The following is a 26,200-nucleotide window of genomic DNA, read 5'->3' on the forward strand; positions in this document are numbered from 1 at the left end:
TTTTTTGGCGAATTCGGTTAATTAGAAATTGAATGGTGCATGATAATTAATGCGCAGCACATGGTCAGCATTACTTCCCCCTACCATATCAATTGAAGATGCTCTTGCTCTCAAGTTATTTGTGATGGCCTGTTCAACATAGACTTCCACAGTTGTTCCCGCAGGATTATAGTCAACAGAAGCAATCGTACGATTATCATTAAACTTCTTTTGTAGCTGCATTGTCACACCATCAGATAAAGAGAGGTGTGTATTTGCATCGATATAAGGATTGATAAATTTAATTGTTGCTAGGCCTTTTAGAACCTTCGCTCTAAACTTTACTTTAAAATTTGGTAGAAGCTCAGCTTCAGAACTAGGAGAAAGAGTATCTTTCATATTTCCAACGGCCTCAAGAGTTGAGCCTTTCTTAGCAGATTTAACAGAGCCCGAAATTCTCTTATCAATATATCTTAGAAATTGCTTATTAAAGTAGCGCTTTCTCTCATCAAGAGTCGAAAGTCGATAGATCGTCGTCGTAGAAAGATCCCAATTTTTTACGTATTCATCGCGTTCTTGTAGCTGATGGTAGTGATTAGACATACGCTGAAGGACGCCGGCCTTATCGTAAACAAAGACGTAATCAAGAAATGTTTTATACTCTTCAGGCTTTGGCGTGTAGTCAACATCTGCATAGAAGCTTTGCGGAGTACGATCTTGAATCTTCACTCTAGGGTTGAAGTTTTTAAACAAAGTCAGGTCAGAAGCAACTGTCTGAATAGTAAACACTACCAGAGTTAGCTGTATAAACCTTGAACAGTGTGTATAAAATTTCTCTCTCTTGTTTGCCTTGTTTAGCATCGTAAGCCCCTCAAATTACATAAGTAATATGTTTAATTACTAATATAATTTGCAAGGACGATGCCAAAGGTGAACTAGTTAAACTAGCTCACCCAAAGCAGCGATTACATATCTACGATATTTTGTGTTTCTTTAAGAAGTTGATTTAGAAGCGCTTGCGTGTCTTTATCAAGCTTCTTTGATTTAGCTTGAGATTTAAGCGTCTTGATGAATGCATTAGCAGTAAGTCCCTTTGGAACTGTTGGAGTTTTCTTAACTTTACCAGCTTTTAGAACACCACCATCTTTAATGGCCTTCTTAAGCTCAGCTCTTTTAGTCAACTCACCTTTATAAAGCATCTTTGTAAGTTTAGTTTTAAGAACACCTTTTTCAAGAGCATCAAGTTCAAGAAGAACATACTTCTCAATATTAAATGCTTTTGCTGCTTCCTTAATTTTCTTGCCCATTTTAGCAATCATTAGTGAGCGGTGAACTTCAGACTTTGAGATACCAAGTGCAGCTTGGATCTTTCTTTCACTAGCTTTTGTCGCTTTTTGGTAATTAAGAATACCATCTGCTTTATCAATATAGTGAAGCGCTTCTCTTGAAGAGTTTTCAGAGAACTGAATTGCCATAAGCTCTTGTTCTGTCTTCTTATCAAGAATAAAACAAGGACACTTTTCTTTCTTAATAAGTGTCATGGCACGGTAGCGTCTTTCACCACAAATTAGAACTAGTCTGCCTAATTTATCTTTATGAAGAACAAGTGGTTGAATTAGACCGTTTTGCTTAATGTTTTCAGAAAGCTCTTTAAGAGAGCTATCATTAAACTTCGTTCTAACCTGTTCTTTAACTACGATTTCTTTTAAATAAACTTCATCAAGCTTAGCACCTTGAAGAAGGCGATCACCCGATAGTCTTTCAACTACTTTACTATCTAGACCTTCAGTTAGATCGATTGTCTTTCTTTGTCTTTTAGAAACTCTTGGAGCAAAGTCTTTTGCCATAAATTCCTCTTCCCTATGTTGAGACTGTTTTCCTTTAAAGAGGGCCAGTCACACACACATGGCCCCTTTAAAAGCGAAACACATCCGTGTGTCTCAAAAATTATAGATTATAGATTTAATGATTCCCAAAGTGCCGTGTAATCACCGTGACCACGAGACTTTTTCCCCATCTTACAGATAGGTCTTCTTAACGAAATTGATTCTTGCATTTGAACAAGATTTCTAATTGGTGGCGTAATATTGAAAGATTGAGCAAGTTCTTCAAGTCTCTGCCTTTCAATCTTTCTTCTAGTATTAACCATTGATGGAATAATTGAAAATTCAAGTGATGGATTTTCAGTTTCTTTAATAATTTCGAAAGTATCCATTAACTCTTCTAGACCATCAATTGAGTAGTCCTGTGCCTGAGTTGGGATAAGAATTCTATTTGAAGCAACTAGTGCCATAATAAGCTCATCTCCAAGCATTGGAGGAGTATCGATTACAACGTAATCAAACATTCCTTCAGGAACTTGCTCAAGTCTAAGTCTCATCAACCTTTCCTTACGACCTGCTTCTTTTCTAATCTCACCTTCTGAAAGGATGAGAAGTTTAGAAAGATTGGCCATATGACGGCTTGATGGAATAACTGTGATATTCTTATGAAATTTCCCCTTACCTTCTGATGGAACCATAACGTCTTCAATAGTAACGTCACCAATTAACCACTCAGGGATAAGAGTTCTGTGAATTTGTAAATTAAAAGTTGAACTTAGATTGGCCTGTGAATCTAGGTCAATAACAAGTACTTTGTTCCCTTTATTAGCTAAGTGTGTCGCTAATTGGTAGCACTGCATTGTTTTCCCAACACCACCCTTGTTATTTGCAACCGTAATAACTTCCATGTAAGCTCCCTCGGTCATCCCTTTGACCGTAATAAAAGACTATCTATATAAAATGTTAAGAAAACTATCACGCAACGTCAAATACCTGATAAAACATTTTTTTTAACTTAGCGCAACACGAACTGGAACCAATTTTAAGGATGTTCAGATGACAGCTCGTTTCAAATGTTCTATCTTCCAAAACGTCAATTATATAAGGAGATGACACAATGATTAACTTTATGGAAGTTGGTGAATTAAAAGATTTAATGGACAAGAATACAGACCTAGTTTTAGTTGATTGTCGCGAACAAGATGAGTGGGATGCTGGCCATATTGATGGTGCTATCTTTATTCCTCTTTCTGATTTTGCAAATCAATTTGGTAATCACCTAACTGACAAATCAAAGAAGATCGTTGTTCAATGCCGCAGTGGAAAGAGAAGCTTAACTGCTTGTCAATTTCTACTAGAAGAAGGATTTGAAGACCTTTACAACCTTGAAGGTGGAATTCTTGCTTGGGACGAAAGCGGTTACCCAATCAAATAATTAATCTTAAAATCGAGAAGGAAGAAAAATGTTAGATCTATTCGGTAAAGAAGAAGTTCACCGTCCGATAATTTCTCAAGAAGAGTTATCTGATGAAGAAGTACTAGTTGAGTTAAGAAAGATCAAAGAAGAACTTAAAGATCAAGTTGTGGTTCTTGGACATCACTATCAGCAAGACGACGTTATTGAATTTGCAGACTATAAAGGTGACTCACTAAAGCTAGCACAAGATGCAGCCGTTTTAGACAAGCCTTATATTATTTTCTGTGGTGTTCACTTCATGGCAGAAACAGCAGATATGCTAACGAATGAAGATCAACACGTAATCCTTCCCGATATGCAAGCTGGATGCTCGATGGCCGATATGGCAAATCGTGAAGAGATCGATAAAGCATGGGCATTCATGCAAAGATCAACTAATGATAAGATCATCCCAATTACTTATATCAACTGTGCAGCAACTCTTAAGTCATTTGTTGGCGAGAACGATGGAACAATTTGCACTTCATCAAATGCACACAATATTATCAAGTGGTCCTTTACTCAGGGACAAAAACTACTATTCTTCCCTGACCAACACTTAGGACGCAATACTTGTTTTGATCTAGGCATTCCACTAGAAGATATGGTTGTTTACAACCCAAATATGCTTAATGGTGGATTAACAGCAGAACAAATCGATAATGCAAAAGTAATTCTTTGGTACGGATTCTGCTCTGTTCACCAAGGCTTTACTGCAGCTCAAGTTGAACAAATTAAAAAAGATAAACCTGATACAACTGTTATCGTACACCCTGAGTGTAACTTTGATGTTGTACAAGCAGCTCATGACAATGGATCAACTGCATACATCATTAATAAGATTAAAGATGCACCAGCTGGTTCTAAATTTGCCGTTGGAACAGAAATCAACTTGGTTAACAGACTAGCAAATGATTTTCCAGATAAAGAAATCACTTCCCTGTCACCTTACCAGTGTTTGTGTACAACAATGTATCGAGTAAGACCTCGTTGGCTACTTGCCAGCTTTAGAGCAATTAAGGAAAATAAACCTATAAATATAATTAAAGTAGATGAAAAAACAAAAGAGTACTCATTAAAAGCACTTAATAAGATGCTTGAGCTGAGTAAGTAATAGGTTTAATACACAAGATTAAGGAAGAGGGACAACATGCAAGAAATTTACGCGGATTACAATGGTAGTGCTCCAATTTGTAATGAAGTTAAGGAGTATATTATCAACCGACTTAACAAGGGGCCATTTGCTAACCCAAATGCTACTCACCACGTCGGCGCTCGCGTAAAAGTTGCAATGGAGAATGCTCGTTCAGTATGCGCAAAGCTTTTAGGTGCGCATATGAGCCAACTAGTTTTTAACTCAGGCTCAACTGAAGGTATCTCAACTGTTTTCCAATCTGTTTTGTTAAATAACCCAAAAAAGAAAATCATCATCTCAGGTATTGAGCATTCAGCAGTAAGCAACAATGCTCAATTCTATGCAGATAACTTTGGTTGTGAAGTATACACACTTCAAACAAAGCCAAATGGTATTGTAGATATTGAAGACCTAATCAATCATATCGACGACAATACTGCTCTTGTTGCAGTAATGGCCGCTAATAATGAAACTGGTGTTATCCAGCCATATAACGACATTGCAAAAATCTGCCAAGAACAGGGTGTACCTTACCTTTGTGACACAACTCAATTTGTAGGAAAAACTTGTTTTAACTTTGAAGAGTCAGGTATTGATTATGCAGTGATCGCTGGACACAAAATTGGCGGAATGACAGGCTCTGGTATTCTCGTAGCTAAAGATCCTACAACTTTAAAGCCTCTTATCATTGGTGGTGGTCAAGAAAAAGGCCTACGTGGTGGAACACAAAACTACTTAGGTAACGAAACACTAGCAGTAGCGCTTACATATTCAATGAATAACCTACAAAAACACGAAGCTATTAATAGCAAACGTGAAGAATTTGAAAAGAATATTAAAGCTAAGTTTCCACAAGTTGTTATCATTGGTGAAGAAGCTCCAAGACTTTCTTCAACAACATATCTTTCATATCCAGGTATCCACGGACAAGCAGTTCAAATGGAGCTTGAGTCGGAAGGTATTTATGTAACAACTTCATCAGCATGTTCTGACAATAATCCTCAGACATCTAAAGTTCTTAAGGCCATGGGAGTAGCTGACGATATTGGTCGCGGCGTAGTGAGAATTTCTTTAGGGCTATGTAACGATCCGGCCCTCTATGATAGAATTGAAAATGCACTTACAATTGCATATGAAAAACTATCTAAAATTAGAAGCTACTAGAACTTGAAAAAAAACAAATTACTAATACCTATATTGATACTTATCGGAGTTATCACTTCATGTAGTGATAACTCTCGAAAGTATAGTTATATGAAAGCCGACAAAAGCTTTCTCTCAAAAAAAGAATCAGACACAATCTACTTCGCTTACACTTCTAGTTTAAATTCAAAAGTTGAATCACACAGTGACGAACTTATCGTTTCTTCTAAAATTGAATTTGGTGGTGATGCACTACTCTATAAGTTCATTTCTGCATTGAAAGAAAAACTAAGTAACCTTGTCCTAATTGATGGTGGTCAGATTTTAGATAAAGAATATGACCTTGCTGGTGAGTTAATTCTCAATCAACTTGCCAACTTTAACTATGATGCAATTCTCTTATCAGATCATGAGTTAGTTAATTTAAAAAATAACCTGCTTCCCCGTGAGCTTCCATTTGTAAATTCTAATCTAATTTCACTTGATACGAATTCAGCATTCAATCAATATGGAAACCAAGAGTACATCATTAAGGAAGTTGGTGGAATTAAAGTAGGAATCATAGGACTTACACCTTATAAGCCAAAACTAAAGAAAGAAGATGGCCTAGAAGGTATCCTTTTTGACGATGTTGTTGCGCGTGTAATTGAAATTAAAAAAGCACTAAAAGGTAAAACTGATTTAAATATAGCTCTTCTTCATTCTCATACAGATTGTAGTGACAAGATCGATTATAAGTTTAAAAACTGCTCACTTGATAAGCAAGCAACAGAGACAATACTAAAACGACTGCCGCCAGACACATTTGATTTAATCTTTACTGGAAATAGTTTTGAACCATATATGCAAGTATCGGGTTATCCAATTATTTCAAATATAGGTCATGGTGAATTTATCACTCTTGTAAGCTTTAACAAAAAGACAAAAGAAGTGAAGGCTGAACAAATTAGGGTATGTTCTCATTTTTATCAAGCCGTAGATAGCTGCTATATTGACCCAGAAGATATTGATAGTATCAAGAAAGTAAGAAAATCTCGTATTAAGCTAAAACCTGCTACAGTTTTTGGTAAAGAGATCTTATAAGCAAATAAGAATCCCCTCATCATTACAGAATGTACTAAGTCCAGGAGAGCAAAAACCTGCCGGAGATCCATTAAAACAAAGAGAAGGAAACTTCGTATCTAAAACCTTATAACCACGAGGGCAAGCTGGTTGATTCTTTGTTCCACACTTATCCTTTCCACAAAATTTACTGCCACCTTGTGCACAATTAAAGTCGACGACTTCGTAACTGCCTTCCTCACAAAGATCACACTTATACTTCACCACATCCTTACACTCGATATTCACACCGTGACAAAGAGTTCCACTTTTTAAAGTTTTAGATTTTAAATAATCCAAACCACCATTTACAAATACATTATCAAAATATGATTCCTTAAGTTGATTGTTAAACGGAGAAAACTTTTTAGAAACAGTATGATTTAGAAGAGGATAGTTTACACTCTCTCCATCAATTATAAGATTAAGCTTTATCTTATCCTGTACATGAAGATTCATCTTAAAATCACTAATTCCTTCTTTAGAAAGAATTGCATCATCATTAAAGCTACATTTCCCCGAGGATCTCTTAGTCACTCGGTACTCTCCTAGAGATTTATTAAATGGTGTTTTATAAAAGTAGCAATAGTCATTAAAGGTAAATAGAAGAAGCCATGTATTCTTCGGTTCATAAACCCCTTTACTTCCCTGATAGAGTTCATTAATTTGAAAGTTATTAGTAAAGGCCAACTCTTCTTCCAAAATGAAATTCTTTTGGTTGCAAGAAATGAAATTTAATAGAAGTAATAAACCCATTATAAACTTCATTATAGTGTCCTCATACAACGAAAAGCGATTTTATAATCTGATCCTATCTCGTTAGAAACAAAAGGATCAAAAGCAATATTATTAATGCCAAATCCCTCTCCATCCCAATATCCACGCATTCCGGTCTGATGAGCTTTTTGATGCCAACTAAAATAAAATGAAGCCAATTTTATATTTTCACTTGGATGAATAATATTTCTTAAGTATTCAAGTGGGCCGCCAAAAATTTCATAAACACCGGCCCATGAAACATTGTGACTATTTTTTTGGATATAATTCTGATCCAAACACTCACTAGAATAATCTTTTTTACAAAGTTTAATTCTTTCTTCTTTAGTTATTTCGTCAATATGAAATTCTTTCATGCGCTGAATTTTATTAATTAGAGTTTTGGTATTCTTTCTTTCCCATGGGTAAAAAGGCGCTCTTAAGTACTTTGTTGTCGTATCATTTAGATCTTCTGGATGAATTGATATAGCATCAAAGACACGGGCACTTAAAATTGATTTCCCTTGAAAAGAACAATAAGCATCCATCTCATCAATTGAAAGCCCGTAAGCATAAGAGTACTTATTTCTATCCTGTATTTTCTTTGCCGCTTCTTGAGCAACTTTATCTTTAGAGATCTTTGCCCAATTTAGAACTTCCCAGTTTTGCACATGGTATTTATCAACAAAAATATTGCGATTGAAGTTATCCCACGAAATAGTTACATCTCTTTTATTGGCCAAGAACGGATAATATCTTTGAGGAACATAGACTTCCTGACAACTGTCGACAAAGCTAAGTTTAAGTTCTTCATCAAAGCCATCGGCCTTAACTGTATAATCATAGTAGCGGTAGCTAGGCATCTGATGGTAGCTGTAGTTACCCTTCAGCGTAATTGGTACTAATTTCTTATTAATATGGACATTGACAAGCTTCTTTTCCAGTAAACAGGCCATATACTCTGGAAAACATTGGTAATACTGGTCATCTACATAGCTAAGCTTCTTACACATTCCCTCTTTATCGAGGTGTGCGTTCTCCCATTCAAACTTTAATGTTTTAACAATTTCGATAATTTCTTCATTTGAAAGCTTAGGGCCAGAGCTTTTCTTCGTGAAAAGCCAATACCCGAGTCCAACACTCAGAATAAGAATGGAAGTAAAGATTATTTTTTTAAACATTTCTCACTTATATGTAACACCCAATCAATGGTAAAATTATAACTAGAAATCCCCTATGTTAAAAGGTTTCAAAGGAAGATTATGGATTGGTTAGATAGTTTAAATGATTTAGAAGTTAACGGAAATGAGACAATGTCATTTTTTGACTACTACGAGCTCTTCAAAAAATTTCCAGACAGGGAATTAAGACCAACTTCGGCCTATCTTCAAGACATGGTGGACTATTTTGGACGCGATGATCACGGACACCTCAATGTTTTTCAAAAAGATGATCAAGATGCTCCTGCAGTTTTTGGTCAATATAAAATTGAAGAAAAAATAATTGAGCAGTTAAGAAATTTTGCTGAAGAAGGTTTCAATAATAAATTTATTTTACTAGTAGGGCCAAATGGTTCATCTAAGAGCTCACTTGTAAAACGCCTTATGAAAGGTGCAGAGGATTACTCTAAGACAGACGAAGGTGCTCTTTACACTTTTAGCTGGATATTCCCAATCAATACTGTCATTAAGGGTAACCTTGGACTTAACCAAACTCATTCTTCGGTAAATTTAAATTCTTATGCTTTATTAGAAGATAAAGATATCTCAGCAATTCTCGCTTCGGAGCTTAAGGATCATCCACTTCTTCTCATTCCAAAAGAAGTAAGAAAAGATATTATTCACTCAGCTTTTAACGACCAACCAGAGAAATTAGAAGAAATTGAAAAATCGTACCTTGTGCGCGGTGATCTTTCGAAAAGAAATCGTATGATCTACGATGCACTCTTAAAAAACTACAAGGGTAAACACGAAGAAGTATTAAAACATATCCGTGTTGAGCGCTATACAGTTTCTCGTCGCTATTCTCGTAGTGCCGTTACAATTGAGCCTCAATTACATGTTGATGCAAAGATGCAACAGATTACAATGGATCAAAGACTTGCATCACTGCCACCTTCTCTACAATCACTGAACCTATTTCAAATGTCAGGTGAAACAATTCATGCAAATCGTGGAATCCTAGAATACTCAGATCTTTTAAAGAGACCACTTGATACTTTTAAGTATCTACTTATGACAATGGAATCTGGTTCAATTAATCTTGGTGGTATTCTAACTGAGCTTGATATTTTCTTTATTGGAACATCTAACGAAGTTCATTTAACAGCATTTAAACAACATCCAGATTTTAATTCATTTAAAGGACGTTTTACATTTATTCGCGTTCCTTACCTACTGGACTATAAGTGTGAGATGGATATTTATAAGAAGCAAATTGATAGCATTAAGGATCGTACTCGATTTGAGCCGGGGTCACTTTCTGCCATTGCAAAATTCTCAGTTATGACGAGAATTCGCTCTTGTATGAGTAAACACTATGAAGATAACAAAAAATTATCTGCAATTGTGACAACTCTTAATCCACTTGAGAAATGCGCGCTTTACTCAAGTGACCGTCAGCTTCCGGCCCATCTTAATGTTGAAGAAGCACAGCTTCTAAAACACAATATTGGAAAAGTTGAATCTGAGTTTGAATTCGATAATCTCTATGAAGGTAAGTTTGGTATATCTCCTCGTGATATCAAGAATATGATTTATCGCCTTGCGGACTTAAATAAAGATATTACTTTCATTGAAGTCCTTGAGTATTTCAGAAGAATTATCAACAAAAAGTCTGAGTATGACTTCTTAAACATGTCTGCCCATGGTGACTACCATAATCCAGAAAAGTTCATCCAACTTATAAATGAAGACTGTCTCGATCAATTTGATCGTCAGCTAAGAGGATGTCTTGGACTTGTCGATGATCGTTCATACGAAGAGTACCTAAAGAAGTATATTCAAAATATCAACGCACTTATTAAGGGTGAAAAGATAAAGAATGAAGTGACTGGAAAATATGAGGAAGGCGATGCTTACCAAATTAAAGAATTTGAAAACAATATTTCTTTAAAAGAAGACCCTTCAACTTTCCGTTCACACTTAATCTCTAAACTTGGGGCATGGTCGTTAGATAACCCAGGACAGAAAGTTGATTATATAAAGATCTTCCCTGAGGTTGTTGATCGTCTTAAAGAATCTTTTAGACAAGAGCAAGAGAAGGTCATTAAGAATATTTCTAAGAACTTAGTCTTCTTTGAAGCTGAAAAAAGTGGCAAGGATGTTCAAGGCCACATTCCTTTAAAGGAAGATATTAAGAAAGAAATTCAACAAATTATTGATAATCTTAATACAACTTATGGTTATTCACAGAACGGATCATTTGCGCTAATAAAGTATCTAATTAAAGAAAGATATTAGTACTTTATTAGATTATGGCCATTCTCAATAAGAAATTTACAACACAAGTATATGAAGTCACTTACTATGTTGAGGAAACTCAGCATGGTATGAGACTTGATCAATATATGCAAATCTATCTTGAGACTTGGTCACGTCAAGAAGTAAAGAAACGTATCAAGGCAGGCGATGTTCAAATCATTGGCCGCCCTGGAAAACATCGTCCTTCAACAACTCTCCACTACAAAGAAAGAATCTTCTTTAGAATCGAAAGAACAACTCAAGAAGATGAGTACTGGCGTGGTGAATTAATTGAGTTAGACGAGAAACCAGAGATTATCTTTGAAGACAAAGAGCTTATTGTTATGAATAAGCCTCCTTATATGGCCTGCCACCCTACTGGCCGCCACCTCTTCTACTGTGCAACTGTTATGTTTGAAGAGAAGTATGAAAAAACCATTCACTCTATTCACAGGCTTGATCGTGAAACATCAGGGGTCATGATGTTAGGAAAAGAGCCCCAGATAGCCAACTTAATGGGAGAAGAGTTTATCCACGATCGCGTAAAGAAGTGTTACTTCTTTATCGCCAAGGCAAATGAAGACTACAACGGCGAAATCGAGTTCTATTCAGATGAGCGACTTGGCGCTGGTGAAGAAGGTTTAAAGCGTGTCTATATCGACTCTTACCCTGTTGATTCCCATGAAGGTAAACACGCCTACACAGACTTTAAGGTTTTATTTAAGGAAGGCGACTATGTTATTGGCTTGGCCTTCCCTCAAACGGGACGCCAACACCAGATTAGAGTTCACGCTATGCTTAGAGGACTTCCACTAGTTGGCGATAAGCTCTACCTTGGCTCATTTGAAATGTTTCAAAGATTTAAGGACAATTTAGCGAGCCCAGAAGAATATGATCAAATGGAGCACAATCGCCACTGTCTCCATGCCATAGGACTCAAGCTTCACTACAAGGGTGAAGATCGCATGTATATTTCTTCACTGCCAAAAGATTTCATTCCACTTATTAGTGAGAGATTTACAACTCCTGTTGAAGAAATTGAATCGACTGTAAAAGATGCTGCTAGAGATTATTTTTCAGGTAGTTTAAAACCCCGCTAGGCCCTGCATTCTCGCTTCCTTCAAGAATTACGTGAGGCTTAACTGCAAGCTTATCGAGAACTGATTTAATATTTGAAACACCAATTGATGTTTTCACTTTATCAAACATTGATTGGTCGTTAAGGCTATCTCCAAAATAGATGGCATCTTCGGCCATATTTAAATTTGGATAGAACTTATTAAAAAGTACTTTCGTCGCATTTGCTTTTGAAAGATTTCCACACCAAAAGTTTAAGTGAACATTTGAAGTTGAATAATTAATTCCCTCTTCATCCATAAGATGACAGATTTCATTTTTAAATTTTTCATCTGCAAGATCACAAAGCTCAATTGCACGATCTGCAACTCGTCCTAGAGAGTCACTTGTTAAATAAAGGTTAGGATATTTTTCTTTAAGCTTTATACAAAAGGCTTCAAGTTTTGCTAACTCACTTTCAGGAACAAGAAATTCATTTTGAATAAGTCCTGCTTTATCACGCCAGCTAATTGCTCCCCCACCTTCAGAGATAACAATTGGAAGTGAAGTAAAGTGAGTGATTAAAAAGTGTGCCCAAGAAATTGAGCGGCCAGTAACAATGACAAAAGGGACTTTCTTCTCATCTGCTAATTTTAAAATATCGAAAAGCTCACTACTCATTTCTGTGTGATGAGTAAGTGTTCCGTCGAAATCTGAGAGAATAATTTTTGTCATTGGATAGTCCTCTTAATTAAAAAGGCGGCACTAGGCCGCCTTCTTAGTTATATATAATTTCTGGAAGATATTATAGTGGAAACGATACACCAGCAAGGAATGCTGTGAATGAATCTTTAAGTCCAACTTGAACTTCCATTGTTCCATTTAGGTGTTTAAAACCTTCGATTGGAAGTTGTCCGTTGATACCAGTGTTAAGACTGATTGTTGTTTCGTAAGTTTTAGTGTCACCATTTAGTGAAAGCCCTACTGGTAGTGAAGCATATGGATAAGCTTCTTTACCCCAGAAAGAGAATCCTTTAGTGATAGTTGGTGCCATCGAGATTTTTGTAATCCCTTGGTCAAACTCAGTTGAACGCTCTAGAATCCCTTTCACAGAAACTCTTGGTTGTTGCATATAATCTGGATAGATTTCATAGTCAGCACCAACAAATAGTCTTTGTGAACGCTCACCACCTGAGATACCAATCCCACCGTCTACGATTAATTTTTCATCTAGTTTTTGAGTGTAACGAACCTGCATACCCATTCCGCCCTTATCAGACGTAATTCCAGTAAGTTCCGTTGCAATTTGCTTGCTTCCGCTAAGCATTGGCATCGTTGATTGACCAATCCCATAAGCAAAAATTGAAGCTTGTGAAAGCATCATTAATGATAGAAATACCTTTTTCATATATCCTTCCTAGTTTTTTGGTAACTTCACTAATCATTTTAATGCCTTGGAGCATTTATATGCAAGATATTCCTAGGACGCTTCGCACAAACCTTACACATTATGCAATTAACTGTTGACTCATAAGGCCCAAGCATTTATAAATAATTCCACATTCTTATGGTGACCGTAGTTCAGTTGGTAGAGCGCCAGATTGTGATTCTGGTTGTCGTGGGTTCGAGCCCCATCGGTCACCCCATTAAAAAAGCCCCCGTATTCATACGGGGGCTTTTTTTATTTGTGGATGAATGATTGGGTTTTGTAGCTACGGCAATGTCGTGGGTGGCCCTCACGATGAGGGTCCCCCGCGAGGCCACGATGGCCGTAAAGCGGGGTCACCAACTCTACATACCTAGTAACAACCTTCAATAAAATTCTCATCCTCATTAAGACAAAATCTGTAATATGGTTTCCAATTGATTGTACGGCCATCCACCATCTTGAAGTTAAATGAACCAAAGTTTTCATGGATAGCTGACGCTATTTTACCGTTATCATGAAACTTAATTTCACCATCCAAAACAATTTCCTTCCCTTGTAGAACAGTTTCCATGCTATCAATGCGTCCACTTATTAAATTACCTAGATCATTGAACTCTACTTGACCAGTAAACTCAAACGATCTATCTGCTAAACCTACATTTACAGAGGACTCCGTTTTCACTAACTTCGCAATCTCACCCTCGTGAAAAGTAACCTCACTTAAGGTTTCAAATGAAATGCCATTAAACTCAAGATCTCTAGCTTCTCCAAAATTTATTTTTTTAAAACCAAGGTTTGTCTTTAAGCTAAATGAATTAACAGGGTTCCATTTATTTTGAAAAAACAAAAGCCCGCCGGCCCAGTCAGAAGAAGATGAACAAGTGAAATCTACGACCTTCCCCATAGAGACTTCCAGCTTTATTTTTCTTTCTCCAGAACATATTAGATTCGTTGAGGATAAATTTAAATTTACTTCACCATCTGTATTAATATTTTTTAAGTTACCATTTTTATTAAATACTATTCTCCAAATGTCTCCATTCAGTATTACCAAATCAAGATCATTTAATTTAAACTTCAATGGGTTATTTACAGAAAAGTCTCCCACTTCCTTTATCTGTGAGTTCTTATAGAATGAGATCGACTGTGCAGGAAAGTCTATCTCATTACTCTCAATCTTTATTTTTTGATTTTCTTTGTAAGACTCTGCATACCCACTTTTTAACTTGGAATCATTATAAAATGTTAAACCATTTTCTATTCTAGTACCGTTCCTCCAAGAAAAGAGCGAGAAAGTTACCCCATGTGCATCGAAATGACGAAAGTCAATTGACTTAATTAGTTCAACGTAGTCTCTCAGTGATTGGGATGAGAAACTATTCGTACTCAAACGAGCGTTAAAATACCTTGCAGAAATAGAGTTCGTGTGGCCAGAAATGTTTACAGCTTCTCGAAGAATTAATTCATGCAAAATAGCTGAAGCCTTAGAAGTATTATCCATCAAGTCCCACAATTTTTTATCTATGGTATATCTTTTTTGACCTGGAAACCTTGGAGTCCTTTGAACAATAACTTGCTCCAAAGAACATGAGGCAGGTATTCGACCATCAATAGTGTCAGGAACATCAATTAAATTATCTAAAGTGAATTCGGTTTCAGAGTAAAATGAGTTAAACCAATTTCGGTACAATTTTTTTCGGCTCGGATTTATATCTTCAAGTCGATTTATTGCTAGCTCAACTTTATTTTCAACACTTAATGTCTCGGCTCCAAGATCAATATTTAATCCATAAACAGCTTTAGCCTCATATAGGTCATAAAATTGCACATAGGTCTTTCCATCTGCCTTAGTGCACAGTACACCATCTCCACCATTTCCTGTCTCATGTCCTGCATACACCGCTCTTGATGTGATAATAGATAAAAATAATAATAAAATCTTTCTATTCATTTTCGATCTCCTTACGCTTCCTACTTAAAGGGAATAATTGAACTGACAATTTATAAACTTCTTTTTTACTTCCAGTTTCGAGTTTCTTAGACAATCGCTTTCTAAACGACTTAATCATCTTTTTTGCTTCATCGATTTTAGAGGGGTCGATGGCCATTGTAACAGTTGAGAAATCCCTCTCTTCAATTGGATCATTGAGAACGGAATTCATAGCGAGTTCTAGAGTTTGAACTGTATGATTCTTTAATGAAACATTTAAGATATCTGTAGGTGTTTTATATTGGACGCCTGATGCTTCATAGCTTCCATCTTTGTTTTCCACTAACATCTCAAGTTTTATAAGCCTATCTAGAGCGAGCTTTGCTTCTCTCCGTGAAATATTTAATCTCTTGGATATCCATTCAGGCTGTGCTTTAAAGTTTGGAATTTCGGCCAATGATAGAATCGCAAAGTAATACCAATCTGAAATGGCCTTAAAATAATCCAATGACAAATTAGGTTCTTCTTTAGCTTTCGAACCTGACAATATTTTCTCCGACTCGATAGGATTAACTCCAAGACCAGACAAAATTTTGTGTCCCATTTTTTTTGTAATAGCTCTTTTTCCATTCAATATCTCAGATAAAGCTGAAACTTGAATGCCTAACCTATTAGAATATGCCCTCAGTGAATAAGATGGATTTTTTGCCCTTGCATTTGCAAATTCATTTGAAAGTCTTTCTATTATCTCGTTTTGCATAAGAAGATTTTTGCAGATAAAAACTAGAACAACAACAGATTTTAGAACAAAGTGTTCTGTTTCATTTTTAGAACACAGAAGTATTGTTCAATCATTTTCCATTACACATTATTCCTTGCCACAGCCGGATGTGACGCTACGCTCGGGAAGGTTTTGGCCGTAAACGACAAAGTAGTGGGTGGCCCTAACGATGAGGGTCCCCCACGAGGCCACGACGGCCGCAAAGCGGGGTCACCAACTCTGCGTTATTTCAAAACCTTTATAAGAACAATAACTTATTTCAAAAATCTAAAGAACAACTCAATATCTAAATATAATCTGAATTTAGTATATAATTAACAAATGAGAGAGTTTATCACAGACATCTTTTACGAATTATTCGTAAACATTTTGCATTACATCGGTTCATTCGTTAGATGGATATTTTCAGGAAGAAGAGCTTCATTCAACGACTTTCATACACAAAATGAAAAAAAATGGTATGACGTTTTTATATCTGTTAGCATCACAATTATTACAGGCTTCAGCATTTACTATACTTATAACCAACTAATAAAGCGATAAGTCTAGATGAACTACTTAATTACATTTTTAATTTGGCTTATCGTTATAAAAATCCTCAAACAAAGAAATAAAAATTGTAAGATACAGCCAGACTTAAATAAAATTCTTCTGACAAAGAAAGAGTTATGGGAAAGTTCTCCAAGAAAAAAAACAATATATCGCTTTCTTTATTTTATTTTCTTATTATTTTTCACATTTCCAATGCTGGGTGCTTTCTCACAAAGATTTGAGTTAGTTTTTTTCTCTCTACCAATTATTATTACACTAATCTTTATTCTAATTATCTTTTTCAAATGTCCTAACTGTAAAAAGAGTATATTTCTACAGGATCTTTCAACATTAAGTACTAAATTTTCTAAGGTTTGTTTTAATTGTGGTCATCCAGAGTCTTTACCTAAGAACATAGAACCACAAGTAATAGTAAGGCCTTTTATAAAATGGCTTTTTTATATTTTTATCGCTTTTCCTTTAACAGTAATGACGCCAATTATTATCTACTATGGAATTACAGAATATTTTTCAAAATATATGGAATGATAAATATCTATCACAATGGATTAATTTAATTACGCGTTGACAACGAAATAGTACCTACAACAATATTTACTTGTAACTTTACCATCTTATCTCCTATTATTCTTTTTTCTAAATCCATTCCTTGAAACAATATTTATAATACGTTTTAAAAAATTTGATTTAAAATCATAAGCTTCTCATATACTTGCTCTCTATTTTTTTTAAAAAAATTTAATCAAAGAAAATGATAAAAAACAAAAATGATCACTTTTAGTGCTCCAAAACAACTGAAACCTCCACAATATAAAATCGAACACTTACAAAACAAACCTATATTTAAAATAAAGAACAAAAATCACCAATCCCCTCTCCCAGAGCCACTCTAGACATTTTTACCCCCTAACTACTAATTCTTTTTTCCATATACTTAAAAATGAACAATATTTAATTTTTGGAGATTGGATGAAAGAGATATTTTCTCAAAACCCAGTTTATGCAGTCATGGCATTTGCGGGAACACTGCTATTTGTTTTAAAAATGCTTCTTCTTTTTGTAACGGGTGATGGAGACACGGACTTCGATGGTGACGTTGACATTGAACATACAGATGGTGGCGAAGCTTTCACTCTTGTTTCGACTCAATCAATACTTGCTTTCTTTATGGGCGCTGGGTGGATTGGACTTGCAGCAAAACAAGAATGGGAAATGTCAGATATGTATGGAGTAATTGCGGCCGGTGTTTTTGGTTTTGTGATGATGCTTTTCAGTTCTTTTATAACTTTTCAAATTAAAAAATTTAATAATATTCCAAAAGTAAATATCAAAGAAGCAATTGGAAGAACAGGACGTGCATATACAAATATACCTGCAAAAGGTGAAGGTATTGGCCAAGTTGAAATAACAATTGGAAATAAACAACAGATTCTACAAGCAAGTAGCAAGGGTGAAGCGATTAATGCATTTGAGAGCATCAAAGTTCACTATGTTGATGACTCAGGAAATTTAATCGTTAAGAAAGCATAATATTTAAGGGAGATTACTCATGCTATTTAGTACTTTCGGAATAATGGGAATAATTGTTGTTCCTGTTTTAATCCTTCTTTTTGCGGCAATCTTTTTATCAAAACAATACAAGAGATGTCCCTCAAACCAAATCTTAGTTATCTACGGTAGTGTTGGTACAGGGCAATCGGCGAAGTGTATTCACGGTGGAGGATCCTTTGTTATTCCTCTTCTACAAGATTATACATATCTGTCACTTGAGCCGCTTACAATTGAAATTGATTTAAGAAGTGCACTTTCTAAAAAGAATATTCGAGTAAATGTTCCGTCAACATTTACAGTTGGTATTTCGACGACGTCAAATATCATGACGAATGCGGCAGAAAGACTTCTAGGTCTTTCGACAGGAGAGATATCAAATCAGGCTCAAGATATTATCCTTGGACAAATGCGTCTTGTTATTGCAACTCTTGCTATTGAAGAGATCAACCAAGATAGAGAGAAATTCTTAGATCTTGTTAATAAGAACGTAAATCTTGAGCTTAATAAAATAGGTCTAGATGTAATTAACGTAAACATTCGAGATATTACAGATGAATCAGGATATATTGAGGCCATTGGTAAGAAAGCTGCCGCAGAAGCAATCAATAAAGCGAAAGTAGAAGTTGCTGAGCAAGATAAAGATGGTGCTATTGGTGAAGCAAACGCTAATAAAGAAAAAGAAGTTCAAGTTGCCAACCAAGTTGCTGAATCAGAAGCTGGACAAAAAGAAGCTGAGAGAAATAAGAGAATTCGTATTGCAAAATACGAAGCAGAAGGTGTTACAGGTGAAGCTGCTGCATTGAGAGAGCAGGAAGTTGCACAAGCAAAGCAAAGAGCGATTACAGAGCAAGGAAAAAAAGAAGCTTTAAAAGAGCAAAGAGTCTTCGTTGCAATCCAAGAAGCAGAGTCTGTTAAGGGTGAGAATGAGTCAAAAGCAAATATTGCAGAATACGATGCAACCCTAAAAGAAAAGCAAGCCGATGCGGCAAAGCGTGGTGAAGTTGCTCTCGCTCAAGCACAAAAAGCTGTTCTAGAAGCACAAAAACTAGAAGAGATTGCAAGACTTGAAAAAACAGAGCTTGCACAAGAAGAGATTAATAAGAGAAAAGTAGAAATTACAGCAGAAGCAGAAGCCGAAAGACAAAGAAGAATTGCAAAAGGTGAAGCGGATGCAATTTTAGCGAAATATGAAGCTGAGGCACAAGGTATTCAAAAAGTTCTTGAGGCCAAGGCACAAGGTTATCACAAACTAGTTGAAATTGTTGGTGATGATAAGAGGCTTGTTCCTACCCTACTTATGGTAGAACAACTTCCAGAAATCATCGCACAACAAGTTAAGGCCGTGCAAGATCTTAAAATTGATAAAGTTACTGTATGGGACGGTGGCGGAAATAGTCACAATGGAAAGAGTGCTACGTCAAACTTTCTAAGTGGGCTAATCAATTCACTTCCAGCAGTACACGATCTAGCCAAGCAAGCAGGTGTTGAGCTACCAGAATTTCTTGGTCAGCTAACACCAACAGAAAACAAAGCCATTGAGAGTGTCCCTCCAACAAGTCACAATCAATAAAATAATGGCCTTCTTAGTAGTAATTACTAAGAGGGCCTTGTTATTTTTTTAATAGCAGTTCTTGCTAACATTAATAAAATAGAAGGAAGAGTTGTAATATGTCTTCGTGGCCTTTGTGGCGTCGAATCGATTAATCTCTGAATACGCTCTTTAGGAATTGTAACACGTCCATAATGTGCAATTAAAAAATCTGAAATTTCTAAATCAATATAGCGCTTAAGTGATTTTTTATATTCTGAAGGATTAAAGAGTGGGTATGGCCTTGCTGTAAATTTTGGTGAACCTATGAAGTTATCTGCAACATAAGCAAGCTTTGTATCACTGTGATAAATAGTTAAATCAATATCGGTATGCCCAGAAGTCTCAAGAATCTCCCACGATTCAAACCCAGGAACTCTCATACCTTCTCTCAAGACAAGATCAAGATCAGTTTGCCTTGGAAAGAGAACATTTTTAAACCCTCTCTTTTTGTTAACTGCAACCATATAAGTAAGAAATATATCGACACAGTAAGTGAAGAGTCCAGTTATACCGCTATACCAATCATTTAATCCTTGAGGTCCAGCAACAGTAACACCAAGTTTTTTAAAGTAACTAAGTCCGCCAACATGATCCGGATGTGCATGTGTTGAGATCACGAGTTTAAGATCCTTAAGAGTTTTTCCAAGTTGGTTTTCGATATAGTCATTAATAATGGCCACATCAGGACGACAACAACCATCTAATAGCAGAAGAGAGCCGTTCTCTTCCACTATATAGATCGTTTGAATATAACCTTTAAGTTGATGTAATTTATAATTCATTGAATTATATTATACTCACAAAATTCTCATAGCGCACAGGTTTGCGTCCATTAGATAATGCAGTTTTAAATGAACTTAAATTGGAGTAATCAATTGTTCCCCAAACATAATCAGCATCATTTGTATTTTCTACAACAAATTTTCTCTGAATTGCTTTAGCAAGTCCCTTCCCCTTCCACTTTTTATCAATGAATATTTCATGGAAATAAATACCATCATGACCTAAAAACGCAGAGCGTTCAGCAGAGATTAAGCCAATTTGTTCATCACCTAAGAAAACTAGTTGTAGGAGCCCTTGCTTCATAGACTCCTCCATCGACTCATGAGTGTTTACACACACTTTCTTAGAAAGCTCTGGTACTTCACGATTAAATTCTTCATAACCACTTTTATACCACTCGTAATAAGAGTCATCTTTAATAACCTTAAAACTCAAATCTTGCTCTAAAGGCCAAGGCTTAAGTGACTTCATTCCACTAGTAGTCGTTACTAAATGAGTTGCAGAAATCATGTCGACATCTTTCAATTCACCCGATGAATGAAAGCAGATATAAAGCGGCTTAAATTTAACAAACTCATGTTTAATATTCTCGTATAAACTGAGTGCTTCATTTGTCGTTAAATTGAAATTAGCAAGAAATTGGATAAATGGTATATCAACATTACCACCCATATGACGAATTCCATAGATTAGCTTTCTATCATCATTAAACTGAATCACCCTTTCACTGTATTCCTCGACAGAAACTCCATCGATTGAAAAATAAGTATGCCGCTCTTGCATTACTTCATAAGAATTTAGCTCTTCAAATTCTTCTTTGATTTCAGCGCTTATGTTATCAAGTGCTAAATCAGCATCAATTTTAAATTCGCTTAGATTAAAAGTATCTAATTGCGCCTGTGCAAAAGAATGCACATCATTTTTATTTAAATTCATTTATTTACCCTTTGTATAATTTGATCATTAAAAGGGCATATTTGAAATCTATTTTTAACTGACTCGCAGAGACAAAACGGTGAGAAATTAATGTCAAGATAGATATATCTCTAAAATACACTTAAGCTTAAATCATAAGCTTAAGTGCATTTGGGGTTATTTAAGCGGCCATCTTGTTAGGAGATGACTCCGAGGAATTTTCTTCACCAAGAATAAGTTTTTGGATATTTACGATTGATCCATTTACAGATCCGACCTGTTGTTGCAATTGTTGTGCAATTCCAGACGTTTCTCTAGCAATACCTGTATTCGACTTAGAAAGTACATCAACTCTAGAAATTGAACTTTGTAGTTGAGAAATACCACTAGACTGTTCTTGAGTCGCTGATGAGATTTCAGCGATAGAAGATGAAACACCTGCAACACTTGTAACAATATTTTCAAGAATATCTTCACACTCTTTTGCGATATTTGTACCACTTGTTACATTGCTTCTTGCTGATTCGACGACACTTGTAATCCTTTCCTGTGATTCACTTACAATATGATTTACTTGATCAACACTTGAAGAGAGCATATCAGTGATCTCAACTGCAGCTACACCACTCATCTGTGCAAGTTTCCCAACTTCCTCAGCTACAACTGCAAATCCTTTACCGGCTTCTCCTGCTCTTGCCGCTTCTACTGAAGCATTAAAAGATAGAAGTTTAGTTTGAAAAACAATGTCATTAATAATTTGAGTCTTTTCATCAATGCTGTTTATTAGTGTAGCAATCTCTTTCATTTTATCATTGTTGATATCGAGTTCTTTAACAATAGTATCAATACTTCCATTAATTGAATCCATTGAGATATTCATATCTCCTACAATGTCCTTCCCCTTAGAAGCTTTATCTAAACTCTCTGTCGCTAGCTCATTTGATCTCTTTGCATTTTCTGCTGTCATTCTAACCATTGAGCTTATCTCTTCTAGAGAAGCACTAGATTCATGTAATGAAGAGTCTTGATTTTCACTTGAAGCTGAAAGTTTTTGAGATGAAGATGAGATATTATCTGCACTGGCAGTAAGAAAGTTAGAGCTATTTGATAGTATGTCTAAAGTATTTCTAATTGATGTTGAGATCTTATTAGCAAAGATAATTCCGATTACAAGACAACTTGAAATACCTGATATTGTTAAGATGATTAGTAATTTATTAATAAATGCGATTGTTTTAGAAGTCTCTTCAGATAATTTAGCGGCTTTAGTAATTTCATCTCGAATACTCTGATTATATTGATCTAGTGCATATTGAAAGTCTGCTGCTGCTTTTGGGCAATGAACTAAAAATATATCTAATAGTTTTGCACGAGACTGAACATCATATACTTTTGCTAGATTGATTGCTTCAACACCAACTTTCTTAAAGCTGGCCCATTGTGCACCTAACTTATTATATAACTCAAGTTCTTCTTTTGTTTTAATCATAGTTTTAAGTTCAGATGCAGCTTCCTCATATTGGCCAACTACTTTTAGAGCTCCTTCAATGGCCGCAAAACGATCCTCTTTACTCAAATTATCTAAACCAAGAGTTCTAACTTGAATTCTCGTTTTTTGATAATTTACATCCATCCTATTTAATAATGTTGTTCTAGGAATAACACTTTGATTAACTTCATCTGAAACTTCAATAAACTTTTTGAAGCCAAATAAAGCAACACCACCAATAATCAAACTTACTGATGACATGAAAAAACACAATAGTAATAATTTCTTTTTAAAACTTGCTCTGAACATTTTTTTTACTCTCCGATGAATGCTTAACGCCCCACTCTTTACTCTAGATTCCATACACAGTATTTACGAAGATAATTTATTGAATTCTCTAAATACTTAAGAACACTTCGTCACCTCCTGTATTTTTATTTAGATAATAAATAAAAAAACTTTCGATCACGCCAAGTAAACAAGGCATATTGATCAAGTAAATTGAAAATTCAGCTACTTGGGATTTATTGATTTATAGTCCAAAAGAAGAAAGTGCTCTAACCGAAAGATGAGTTTTGCCGTTTCTATCAATCACAAAACCAATAAGTTTCTTATTATCTAAATATCTAATTGCTTCAATGACATCTAAATTCATTAGAATAGTGGCCGTAGTATCGGCTTCAACTGTATGTTCTGCAATAACAGTACAAGCTATTATTTCATCATTACTAAAACCACTTCTTGGATTCACAATATGATGATCACTCATCCCCTCACTGTAAGGATTGAAGTGAATATAACCGCCAGAAGAAGCAATACTTCCTGTCGAAACTTGTAATACTCCGATGGACTTTGATGAATCTGCTGAAAAAGGATTTTTAATACCGATACGCCAGGCTCTTGGTGCGCTTGGTAGCGAGTGTACACGAATATCACCTGAACCATTTATATAGAAGTTTGAAATACCTTCTTTTAATAATAGCTCATAAACCATATCAATCGCATAACCTTTACCAATACCACCAAGTCCAATTCGCATTTGTTTGAAAGGAAGAAAAATGCATTTAGAAAAATAATTCATCTGAATATTGCGATAATCAATAAAAGCTTTCATCTGTGTTCGCTCAAGTAGACTTAGTGTTCTACCATTCTCTTTAGCTTCACGCCATAAATGGCCGATTGTTGCAAATGAAATATCAAATACACCATTAGATTCTCTTGATATCCTATTTGCGATCTTAATAATATTCCAAATCTCATCATCAACCTTAACTGGTCTAATTCCTGCATACTTATTTATTTCATTAAATGGACTCTCTTCAAAGTCTGTAAATTTCGACTGAATACGAAGGACTTCCTTTTCTGCTTTATGAAAAATTTTTAATACATCCTCACGAGATAGAAAGCTTTGTGGAAAGCAAAGAAGTTGAAATTCTCCGCCCATGGCAGAAAACCTATATTCACAAGTTAGTTGATTTTCGTTATGAATCAAAACGATATTTCCTTTGGTGGCCGATCTGAGCTGTATAAAATATTTCGATTTTTATCGATAATAATAGAGCGTGGCAGCTCAGTTACTCCTAGTTGTTTTGAAACTCTTCGGTCACTATCTTCAAGGATAAGGTAAGAGAATTTATTCTTTGTTAAAAATCTTTTTATCTTTTTTCTTTTCTCTCCAGCATTGATTGCAATGAAAAGTATTTTTTTATCTACATATTTAGACTTTAGACCTTCTAGCTCATCGATTTCCTGGATACATGCGCTACACCAAGATGCCCAAAAGTTTAAATAAACTCTTTGATAGTTTTTAGAATAATGAGCTAGATTAAATTCTTCTTTTGTGTCGTAAATAGGAAGTGTAAAATTATCAATTTTGTTCGCAAAAATATTCATTTTTATGAAAAAACATATAATTAAAAGTATGGACTTCATCATTGCCTCCCTAGAATAGAAATCCAATAGAGGATTGAATATATGCATATATTAGGCCATTTGAGCGTTTGGCAAATGTGGCCCCATTATTCCAGATAATATCTTCAAATTCAGTACCATAAATATTTTTAGAATCGTAATTACTAGAGAGAAAAGCACTTAGCTCATAGGATGAAAAGTCCGCGAGATCGGAGTCACTTGTCATAAAATCCTTAGCAGTCACAAATGAGTCTTGGTAGTACTTAACACTTGTTTGATTATGATAACGAAGCGCAAGCTCGATAAAATCTTCATCATCATTAATTTCTTTAAGCAAAGCAAGTCTTAAAGTGTGTGCCCTCAAATCCCATTGATCAAAGTAATAACGATATGAGATATTTGTAGCGACTTCATCACTATAACCATGAACCCATTTAGAAGAGATTGCGTAGCGACTTCGAGTTTCAGGTAATTTCTCTACTTGCCTTATACCACCAACAGAGACTGAACTGGCAGTTGACTCTAAATACTTACTGGCATGTACAAATGTAAAGTCCATTTGCATAATGTCTTGTCTTGTTAATATTTGCGACACTGTCAAACTCGCTGCAAAGATATCACGTGGCAGGAAATCTGAGATTTTGGCCGTAGGAGGAGAGCTTAAGTCCTCAAATAACATTACCTCATCATTATAGTATTGAAGATTTAACCCTAATGTAAAATTGTCCTTGGCCATTGACCTCTGAACGCCTAAACTTGCATTAAAGGATCGATAGTCGTACTCAGAAGAGAATCCAATTGATGCACTTGTTTCCCAATCACTAACTTCTTTGCGCACACCAATATTACCTGAGAATCGAGATTGCTCTTTACGACCTGCTCCACTGGCCCCTGTCGCTCCATCAAGCTTTGTATCAGAAGCAGCAGTCCAAAAATCAAAAACAAAATGTGCATTAATAGCAGTACTTTCTGTTATTTGATGTTCTATAAAGATCATAGGCTCAATAACATTTGCTTCTTCCTTTCCGGAGTCATCATAAACTTGATTACCTTCATCACCATTTTGATGATAAATATTAAAAAGTAGTTTAAATTTGGTTTTTCCACTTTCCATCATTTCAGCAAATGTATTTTTTGTTGCAAGAAATAACAAGATACTTCCAAACAATACTTTGTTGAGATTAGTTACATCCACATCCACCCCCAACAGCATTTGTACCGCCAACAGCACCTTCTCTAAAAGCACGTACTTCATTTTGAAAAATACTTTCTTCAGGATGGGGATCTAGTTGCATAATTTGTTTTGATAATAGTCCACGATCAATTTGATCGACATTAGCGCAAGACATAAATATTAG

Annotated in this window: 25 protein-coding genes and 1 tRNA gene; 10 read left to right on the plus strand and 16 right to left on the minus strand. The window is 35.4% G+C overall.

Annotation, left to right across the window (positions count from 1 at the left end; genetic code table 11):
• Positions 1–21 precede the first annotated feature (21 nt).
• The 3 genes from ACMAYL_RS07585 to ACMAYL_RS07595 all read right to left on the minus strand — a co-directional run bounded on the left by ACMAYL_RS07585 (position 22) and on the right by ACMAYL_RS07595 (position 2,710).
• Positions 22–768, minus strand: coding sequence for a hypothetical protein (locus tag ACMAYL_RS07585; protein ID WP_412470941.1), 747 nt, complete (start codon positions 766–768; stop codon positions 22–24).
• 176 nt (positions 769–944) lie between these two features.
• Positions 945–1,826 carry a ParB/RepB/Spo0J family partition protein gene (locus tag ACMAYL_RS07590; RefSeq protein WP_103218828.1) on the minus strand — a complete coding sequence of 294 codons (882 nt, stop codon included), beginning with the start codon at positions 1,824–1,826 and terminating at the stop codon, positions 945–947.
• 107 nt (positions 1,827–1,933) lie between these two features.
• Positions 1,934–2,710 carry a ParA family protein gene (locus ACMAYL_RS07595; RefSeq protein WP_158246927.1) on the minus strand — a complete coding sequence of 259 codons (777 nt, stop codon included), beginning with the start codon at positions 2,708–2,710 and terminating at the stop codon, positions 1,934–1,936.
• Positions 2,711–2,919: 209 nt separating this feature from the next.
• Here ACMAYL_RS07595 and ACMAYL_RS07600 point away from each other — a divergent pair, with 209 nt between their 5' ends.
• From ACMAYL_RS07600 to ACMAYL_RS07615, 4 genes are all read left to right on the plus strand, one after another.
• Positions 2,920–3,237, plus strand: coding sequence for a rhodanese-like domain-containing protein (locus tag ACMAYL_RS07600; protein WP_103218826.1), 318 nt, complete (start codon positions 2,920–2,922; stop codon positions 3,235–3,237).
• Positions 3,238–3,265: 28 nt separating this feature from the next.
• Positions 3,266–4,372 carry a quinolinate synthase NadA gene (gene nadA / locus ACMAYL_RS07605; RefSeq protein ID WP_103218825.1) on the plus strand — a complete coding sequence of 369 codons (1,107 nt, stop codon included), beginning with the start codon at positions 3,266–3,268 and terminating at the stop codon, positions 4,370–4,372.
• A 36-nt stretch (positions 4,373–4,408) separates the two neighbouring features.
• A complete protein-coding gene (locus ACMAYL_RS07610; RefSeq protein WP_412470942.1) occupies positions 4,409–5,557 on the plus strand; it encodes a cysteine desulfurase family protein in 1,149 nt (382 codons plus the stop codon).
• A 90-nt stretch (positions 5,558–5,647) separates the two neighbouring features.
• The gene (locus ACMAYL_RS07615; RefSeq protein WP_412470943.1) at positions 5,648–6,619 is read left to right on the plus strand and encodes a hypothetical protein; all 972 of its coding nucleotides are present in this window, start codon (positions 5,648–5,650) and stop codon (positions 6,617–6,619) included.
• Here the strand turns inward: ACMAYL_RS07615 and ACMAYL_RS07620 are convergent.
• A complete protein-coding gene (locus ACMAYL_RS07620) occupies positions 6,614–7,405 on the minus strand; it encodes a hypothetical protein (RefSeq protein ID WP_412470944.1) in 792 nt (263 codons plus the stop codon). The genes ACMAYL_RS07615 and ACMAYL_RS07620 overlap by 6 nt on opposite strands.
• Positions 7,405–8,574 (minus strand): hypothetical protein, encoded by a 1,170-nt coding sequence (locus ACMAYL_RS07625; protein ID WP_392990673.1) that lies wholly within the window; start codon positions 8,572–8,574, stop codon positions 7,405–7,407. The genes ACMAYL_RS07620 and ACMAYL_RS07625 overlap by 1 nt, the downstream gene beginning before the upstream one ends.
• Positions 8,575–8,655: 81 nt before the next feature.
• Here ACMAYL_RS07625 and ACMAYL_RS07630 point away from each other — a divergent pair, with 81 nt between their 5' ends.
• Positions 8,656–10,854 carry a hypothetical protein gene (locus ACMAYL_RS07630; protein WP_103218820.1) on the plus strand — a complete coding sequence of 733 codons (2,199 nt, stop codon included), beginning with the start codon at positions 8,656–8,658 and terminating at the stop codon, positions 10,852–10,854.
• Positions 10,855–10,868: 14 nt separating this feature from the next.
• Positions 10,869–11,954: an RluA family pseudouridine synthase gene (locus ACMAYL_RS07635; RefSeq protein ID WP_103218819.1), complete on the plus strand. Its 1,086-nt coding sequence runs from the start codon at positions 10,869–10,871 to the stop codon at positions 11,952–11,954.
• Here ACMAYL_RS07635 and ACMAYL_RS07640 read toward each other — a convergent pair.
• Both ACMAYL_RS07640 and ACMAYL_RS07645 read right to left on the minus strand, forming a co-directional pair.
• Positions 11,917–12,645, minus strand: a complete 729-nt coding sequence (locus ACMAYL_RS07640) for an HAD family hydrolase (RefSeq protein ID WP_412470945.1) — start codon at positions 12,643–12,645, stop codon at positions 11,917–11,919. The genes ACMAYL_RS07635 and ACMAYL_RS07640 overlap by 38 nt on opposite strands.
• 70 nt (positions 12,646–12,715) lie before the next feature.
• Positions 12,716–13,318, minus strand: coding sequence for a hypothetical protein (locus tag ACMAYL_RS07645; protein ID WP_412470946.1), 603 nt, complete (start codon positions 13,316–13,318; stop codon positions 12,716–12,718).
• A 162-nt stretch (positions 13,319–13,480) separates the two neighbouring features.
• Between ACMAYL_RS07645 and ACMAYL_RS07650 the strand changes: the two genes are divergently transcribed.
• Positions 13,481–13,556: transfer RNA gene (locus ACMAYL_RS07650), tRNA-His, on the plus strand.
• Between the two features lie 153 nt (positions 13,557–13,709).
• On the opposite strand, the gene ACMAYL_RS07655 is transcribed toward ACMAYL_RS07650, so the two are convergent.
• Both ACMAYL_RS07655 and ACMAYL_RS07660 read right to left on the minus strand, forming a co-directional pair.
• Positions 13,710–15,290 carry a hypothetical protein gene (locus ACMAYL_RS07655; RefSeq protein ID WP_412470947.1) on the minus strand — a complete coding sequence of 527 codons (1,581 nt, stop codon included), beginning with the start codon at positions 15,288–15,290 and terminating at the stop codon, positions 13,710–13,712.
• Positions 15,283–16,029 (minus strand): TIGR02147 family protein, encoded by a 747-nt coding sequence (locus ACMAYL_RS07660; RefSeq protein ID WP_412470948.1) that lies wholly within the window; start codon positions 16,027–16,029, stop codon positions 15,283–15,285. Before ACMAYL_RS07660 ends, ACMAYL_RS07655 begins: the two co-directional genes overlap by 8 nt.
• A 570-nt stretch (positions 16,030–16,599) precedes the next feature.
• Here ACMAYL_RS07660 and ACMAYL_RS07665 point away from each other — a divergent pair.
• The 3 genes from ACMAYL_RS07665 to ACMAYL_RS07675 all read left to right on the plus strand — a co-directional run bounded on the left by ACMAYL_RS07665 (position 16,600) and on the right by ACMAYL_RS07675 (position 19,723).
• Positions 16,600–17,130, plus strand: a complete 531-nt coding sequence (locus ACMAYL_RS07665; RefSeq protein ID WP_412470949.1) for a hypothetical protein — start codon at positions 16,600–16,602, stop codon at positions 17,128–17,130.
• Between the two features lie 441 nt (positions 17,131–17,571).
• The gene (locus tag ACMAYL_RS07670) at positions 17,572–18,132 is read left to right on the plus strand and encodes a hypothetical protein (protein WP_392990644.1); all 561 of its coding nucleotides are present in this window, start codon (positions 17,572–17,574) and stop codon (positions 18,130–18,132) included.
• A gap of 19 nt (positions 18,133–18,151) precedes the next feature.
• Positions 18,152–19,723 carry a flotillin family protein gene (locus ACMAYL_RS07675; protein ID WP_412470950.1) on the plus strand — a complete coding sequence of 524 codons (1,572 nt, stop codon included), beginning with the start codon at positions 18,152–18,154 and terminating at the stop codon, positions 19,721–19,723.
• Between the two features lie 26 nt (positions 19,724–19,749).
• Here the strand turns inward: ACMAYL_RS07675 and ACMAYL_RS07680 are convergent, their stop codons facing one another.
• The 7 genes from ACMAYL_RS07680 to ACMAYL_RS07710 all read right to left on the minus strand — a co-directional run bounded on the left by ACMAYL_RS07680 (position 19,750) and on the right by ACMAYL_RS07710 (position 26,191).
• A complete protein-coding gene (locus ACMAYL_RS07680; RefSeq protein ID WP_412470951.1) occupies positions 19,750–20,526 on the minus strand; it encodes an MBL fold metallo-hydrolase in 777 nt (258 codons plus the stop codon).
• Positions 20,527–20,530: 4 nt separating this feature from the next.
• Entirely contained in the window at positions 20,531–21,463 is a 933-nt protein-coding gene (locus ACMAYL_RS07685) for a hypothetical protein (protein ID WP_412470952.1), read from the minus strand.
• A gap of 160 nt (positions 21,464–21,623) precedes the next feature.
• Entirely contained in the window at positions 21,624–23,294 is a 1,671-nt protein-coding gene (locus tag ACMAYL_RS07690) for a methyl-accepting chemotaxis protein (protein ID WP_412470953.1), read from the minus strand.
• Between the two features lie 169 nt (positions 23,295–23,463).
• A complete protein-coding gene (locus tag ACMAYL_RS07695; protein ID WP_412470954.1) occupies positions 23,464–24,423 on the minus strand; it encodes an FAD:protein FMN transferase in 960 nt (319 codons plus the stop codon).
• Positions 24,420–24,824, minus strand: coding sequence for a TlpA family protein disulfide reductase (locus ACMAYL_RS07700; protein ID WP_412470955.1), 405 nt, complete (start codon positions 24,822–24,824; stop codon positions 24,420–24,422). Before ACMAYL_RS07700 ends, ACMAYL_RS07695 begins: the two co-directional genes overlap by 4 nt.
• A 49-nt stretch (positions 24,825–24,873) precedes the next feature.
• Positions 24,874–26,037 carry a DUF3570 domain-containing protein gene (locus tag ACMAYL_RS07705; RefSeq protein WP_412470956.1) on the minus strand — a complete coding sequence of 388 codons (1,164 nt, stop codon included), beginning with the start codon at positions 26,035–26,037 and terminating at the stop codon, positions 24,874–24,876.
• A complete protein-coding gene (locus tag ACMAYL_RS07710) occupies positions 26,024–26,191 on the minus strand; it encodes a DUF4266 domain-containing protein (RefSeq protein WP_392990630.1) in 168 nt (55 codons plus the stop codon). Before ACMAYL_RS07710 ends, ACMAYL_RS07705 begins: the two co-directional genes overlap by 14 nt.
• Positions 26,192–26,200 lie beyond the last annotated feature (9 nt).

It is taken from the genome of Halobacteriovorax sp. RT-2-4, from assembly GCF_047085445.1.
Lineage (GTDB): Bacteria > Bdellovibrionota > Bacteriovoracia > Bacteriovoracales > Bacteriovoracaceae > Halobacteriovorax_A.

Excerpts from the sequence above, each read along its gene's own strand:
- ACMAYL_RS07680 (WP_412470951.1), bottom strand. The coding sequence starts at position 20,526 with ATGAATTATAAATTACATCAACTTAAAGGTTATATTCAAACGATCTAT.
- ACMAYL_RS07665 (WP_412470949.1), top strand. The coding sequence starts at position 16,600 with ATGAACTACTTAATTACATTTTTAATTTGGCTTATCGTTATAAAAATC.
- ACMAYL_RS07710 (WP_392990630.1), bottom strand. The coding sequence starts at position 26,191 with ATGTCTTGCGCTAATGTCGATCAAATTGATCGTGGACTATTATCAAAA.
- ACMAYL_RS07625 (WP_392990673.1), bottom strand. The coding sequence starts at position 8,574 with ATGTTTAAAAAAATAATCTTTACTTCCATTCTTATTCTGAGTGTTGGA.
- ACMAYL_RS07640 (WP_412470945.1), bottom strand. The coding sequence starts at position 12,645 with ATGACAAAAATTATTCTCTCAGATTTCGACGGAACACTTACTCATCAC.
- ACMAYL_RS07690 (WP_412470953.1), bottom strand. The coding sequence starts at position 23,294 with ATGGAATCTAGAGTAAAGAGTGGGGCGTTAAGCATTCATCGGAGAGTA.
- ACMAYL_RS07630 (WP_103218820.1), top strand. The coding sequence starts at position 8,656 with ATGGATTGGTTAGATAGTTTAAATGATTTAGAAGTTAACGGAAATGAG.
- ACMAYL_RS07655 (WP_412470947.1), bottom strand. The coding sequence starts at position 15,290 with ATGAATAGAAAGATTTTATTATTATTTTTATCTATTATCACATCAAGA.
- ACMAYL_RS07595 (WP_158246927.1), bottom strand. The coding sequence starts at position 2,710 with ATGGAAGTTATTACGGTTGCAAATAACAAGGGTGGTGTTGGGAAAACA.
- ACMAYL_RS07670 (WP_392990644.1), top strand. The coding sequence starts at position 17,572 with ATGAAAGAGATATTTTCTCAAAACCCAGTTTATGCAGTCATGGCATTT.
- ACMAYL_RS07620 (WP_412470944.1), bottom strand. The coding sequence starts at position 7,405 with ATGAAGTTTATAATGGGTTTATTACTTCTATTAAATTTCATTTCTTGC.
- ACMAYL_RS07685 (WP_412470952.1), bottom strand. The coding sequence starts at position 21,463 with ATGAATTTAAATAAAAATGATGTGCATTCTTTTGCACAGGCGCAATTA.
- ACMAYL_RS07675 (WP_412470950.1), top strand. The coding sequence starts at position 18,152 with ATGCTATTTAGTACTTTCGGAATAATGGGAATAATTGTTGTTCCTGTT.
- ACMAYL_RS07635 (WP_103218819.1), top strand. The coding sequence starts at position 10,869 with ATGGCCATTCTCAATAAGAAATTTACAACACAAGTATATGAAGTCACT.
- ACMAYL_RS07610 (WP_412470942.1), top strand. The coding sequence starts at position 4,409 with ATGCAAGAAATTTACGCGGATTACAATGGTAGTGCTCCAATTTGTAAT.
- ACMAYL_RS07615 (WP_412470943.1), top strand. The coding sequence starts at position 5,648 with ATGAAAGCCGACAAAAGCTTTCTCTCAAAAAAAGAATCAGACACAATC.
- ACMAYL_RS07700 (WP_412470955.1), bottom strand. The coding sequence starts at position 24,824 with ATGAATATTTTTGCGAACAAAATTGATAATTTTACACTTCCTATTTAC.
- ACMAYL_RS07600 (WP_103218826.1), top strand. The coding sequence starts at position 2,920 with ATGATTAACTTTATGGAAGTTGGTGAATTAAAAGATTTAATGGACAAG.
- ACMAYL_RS07645 (WP_412470946.1), bottom strand. The coding sequence starts at position 13,318 with ATGAAAAAGGTATTTCTATCATTAATGATGCTTTCACAAGCTTCAATT.
- nadA (WP_103218825.1), top strand. The coding sequence starts at position 3,266 with ATGTTAGATCTATTCGGTAAAGAAGAAGTTCACCGTCCGATAATTTCT.
- ACMAYL_RS07590 (WP_103218828.1), bottom strand. The coding sequence starts at position 1,826 with ATGGCAAAAGACTTTGCTCCAAGAGTTTCTAAAAGACAAAGAAAGACA.
- ACMAYL_RS07660 (WP_412470948.1), bottom strand. The coding sequence starts at position 16,029 with ATGCAAAACGAGATAATAGAAAGACTTTCAAATGAATTTGCAAATGCA.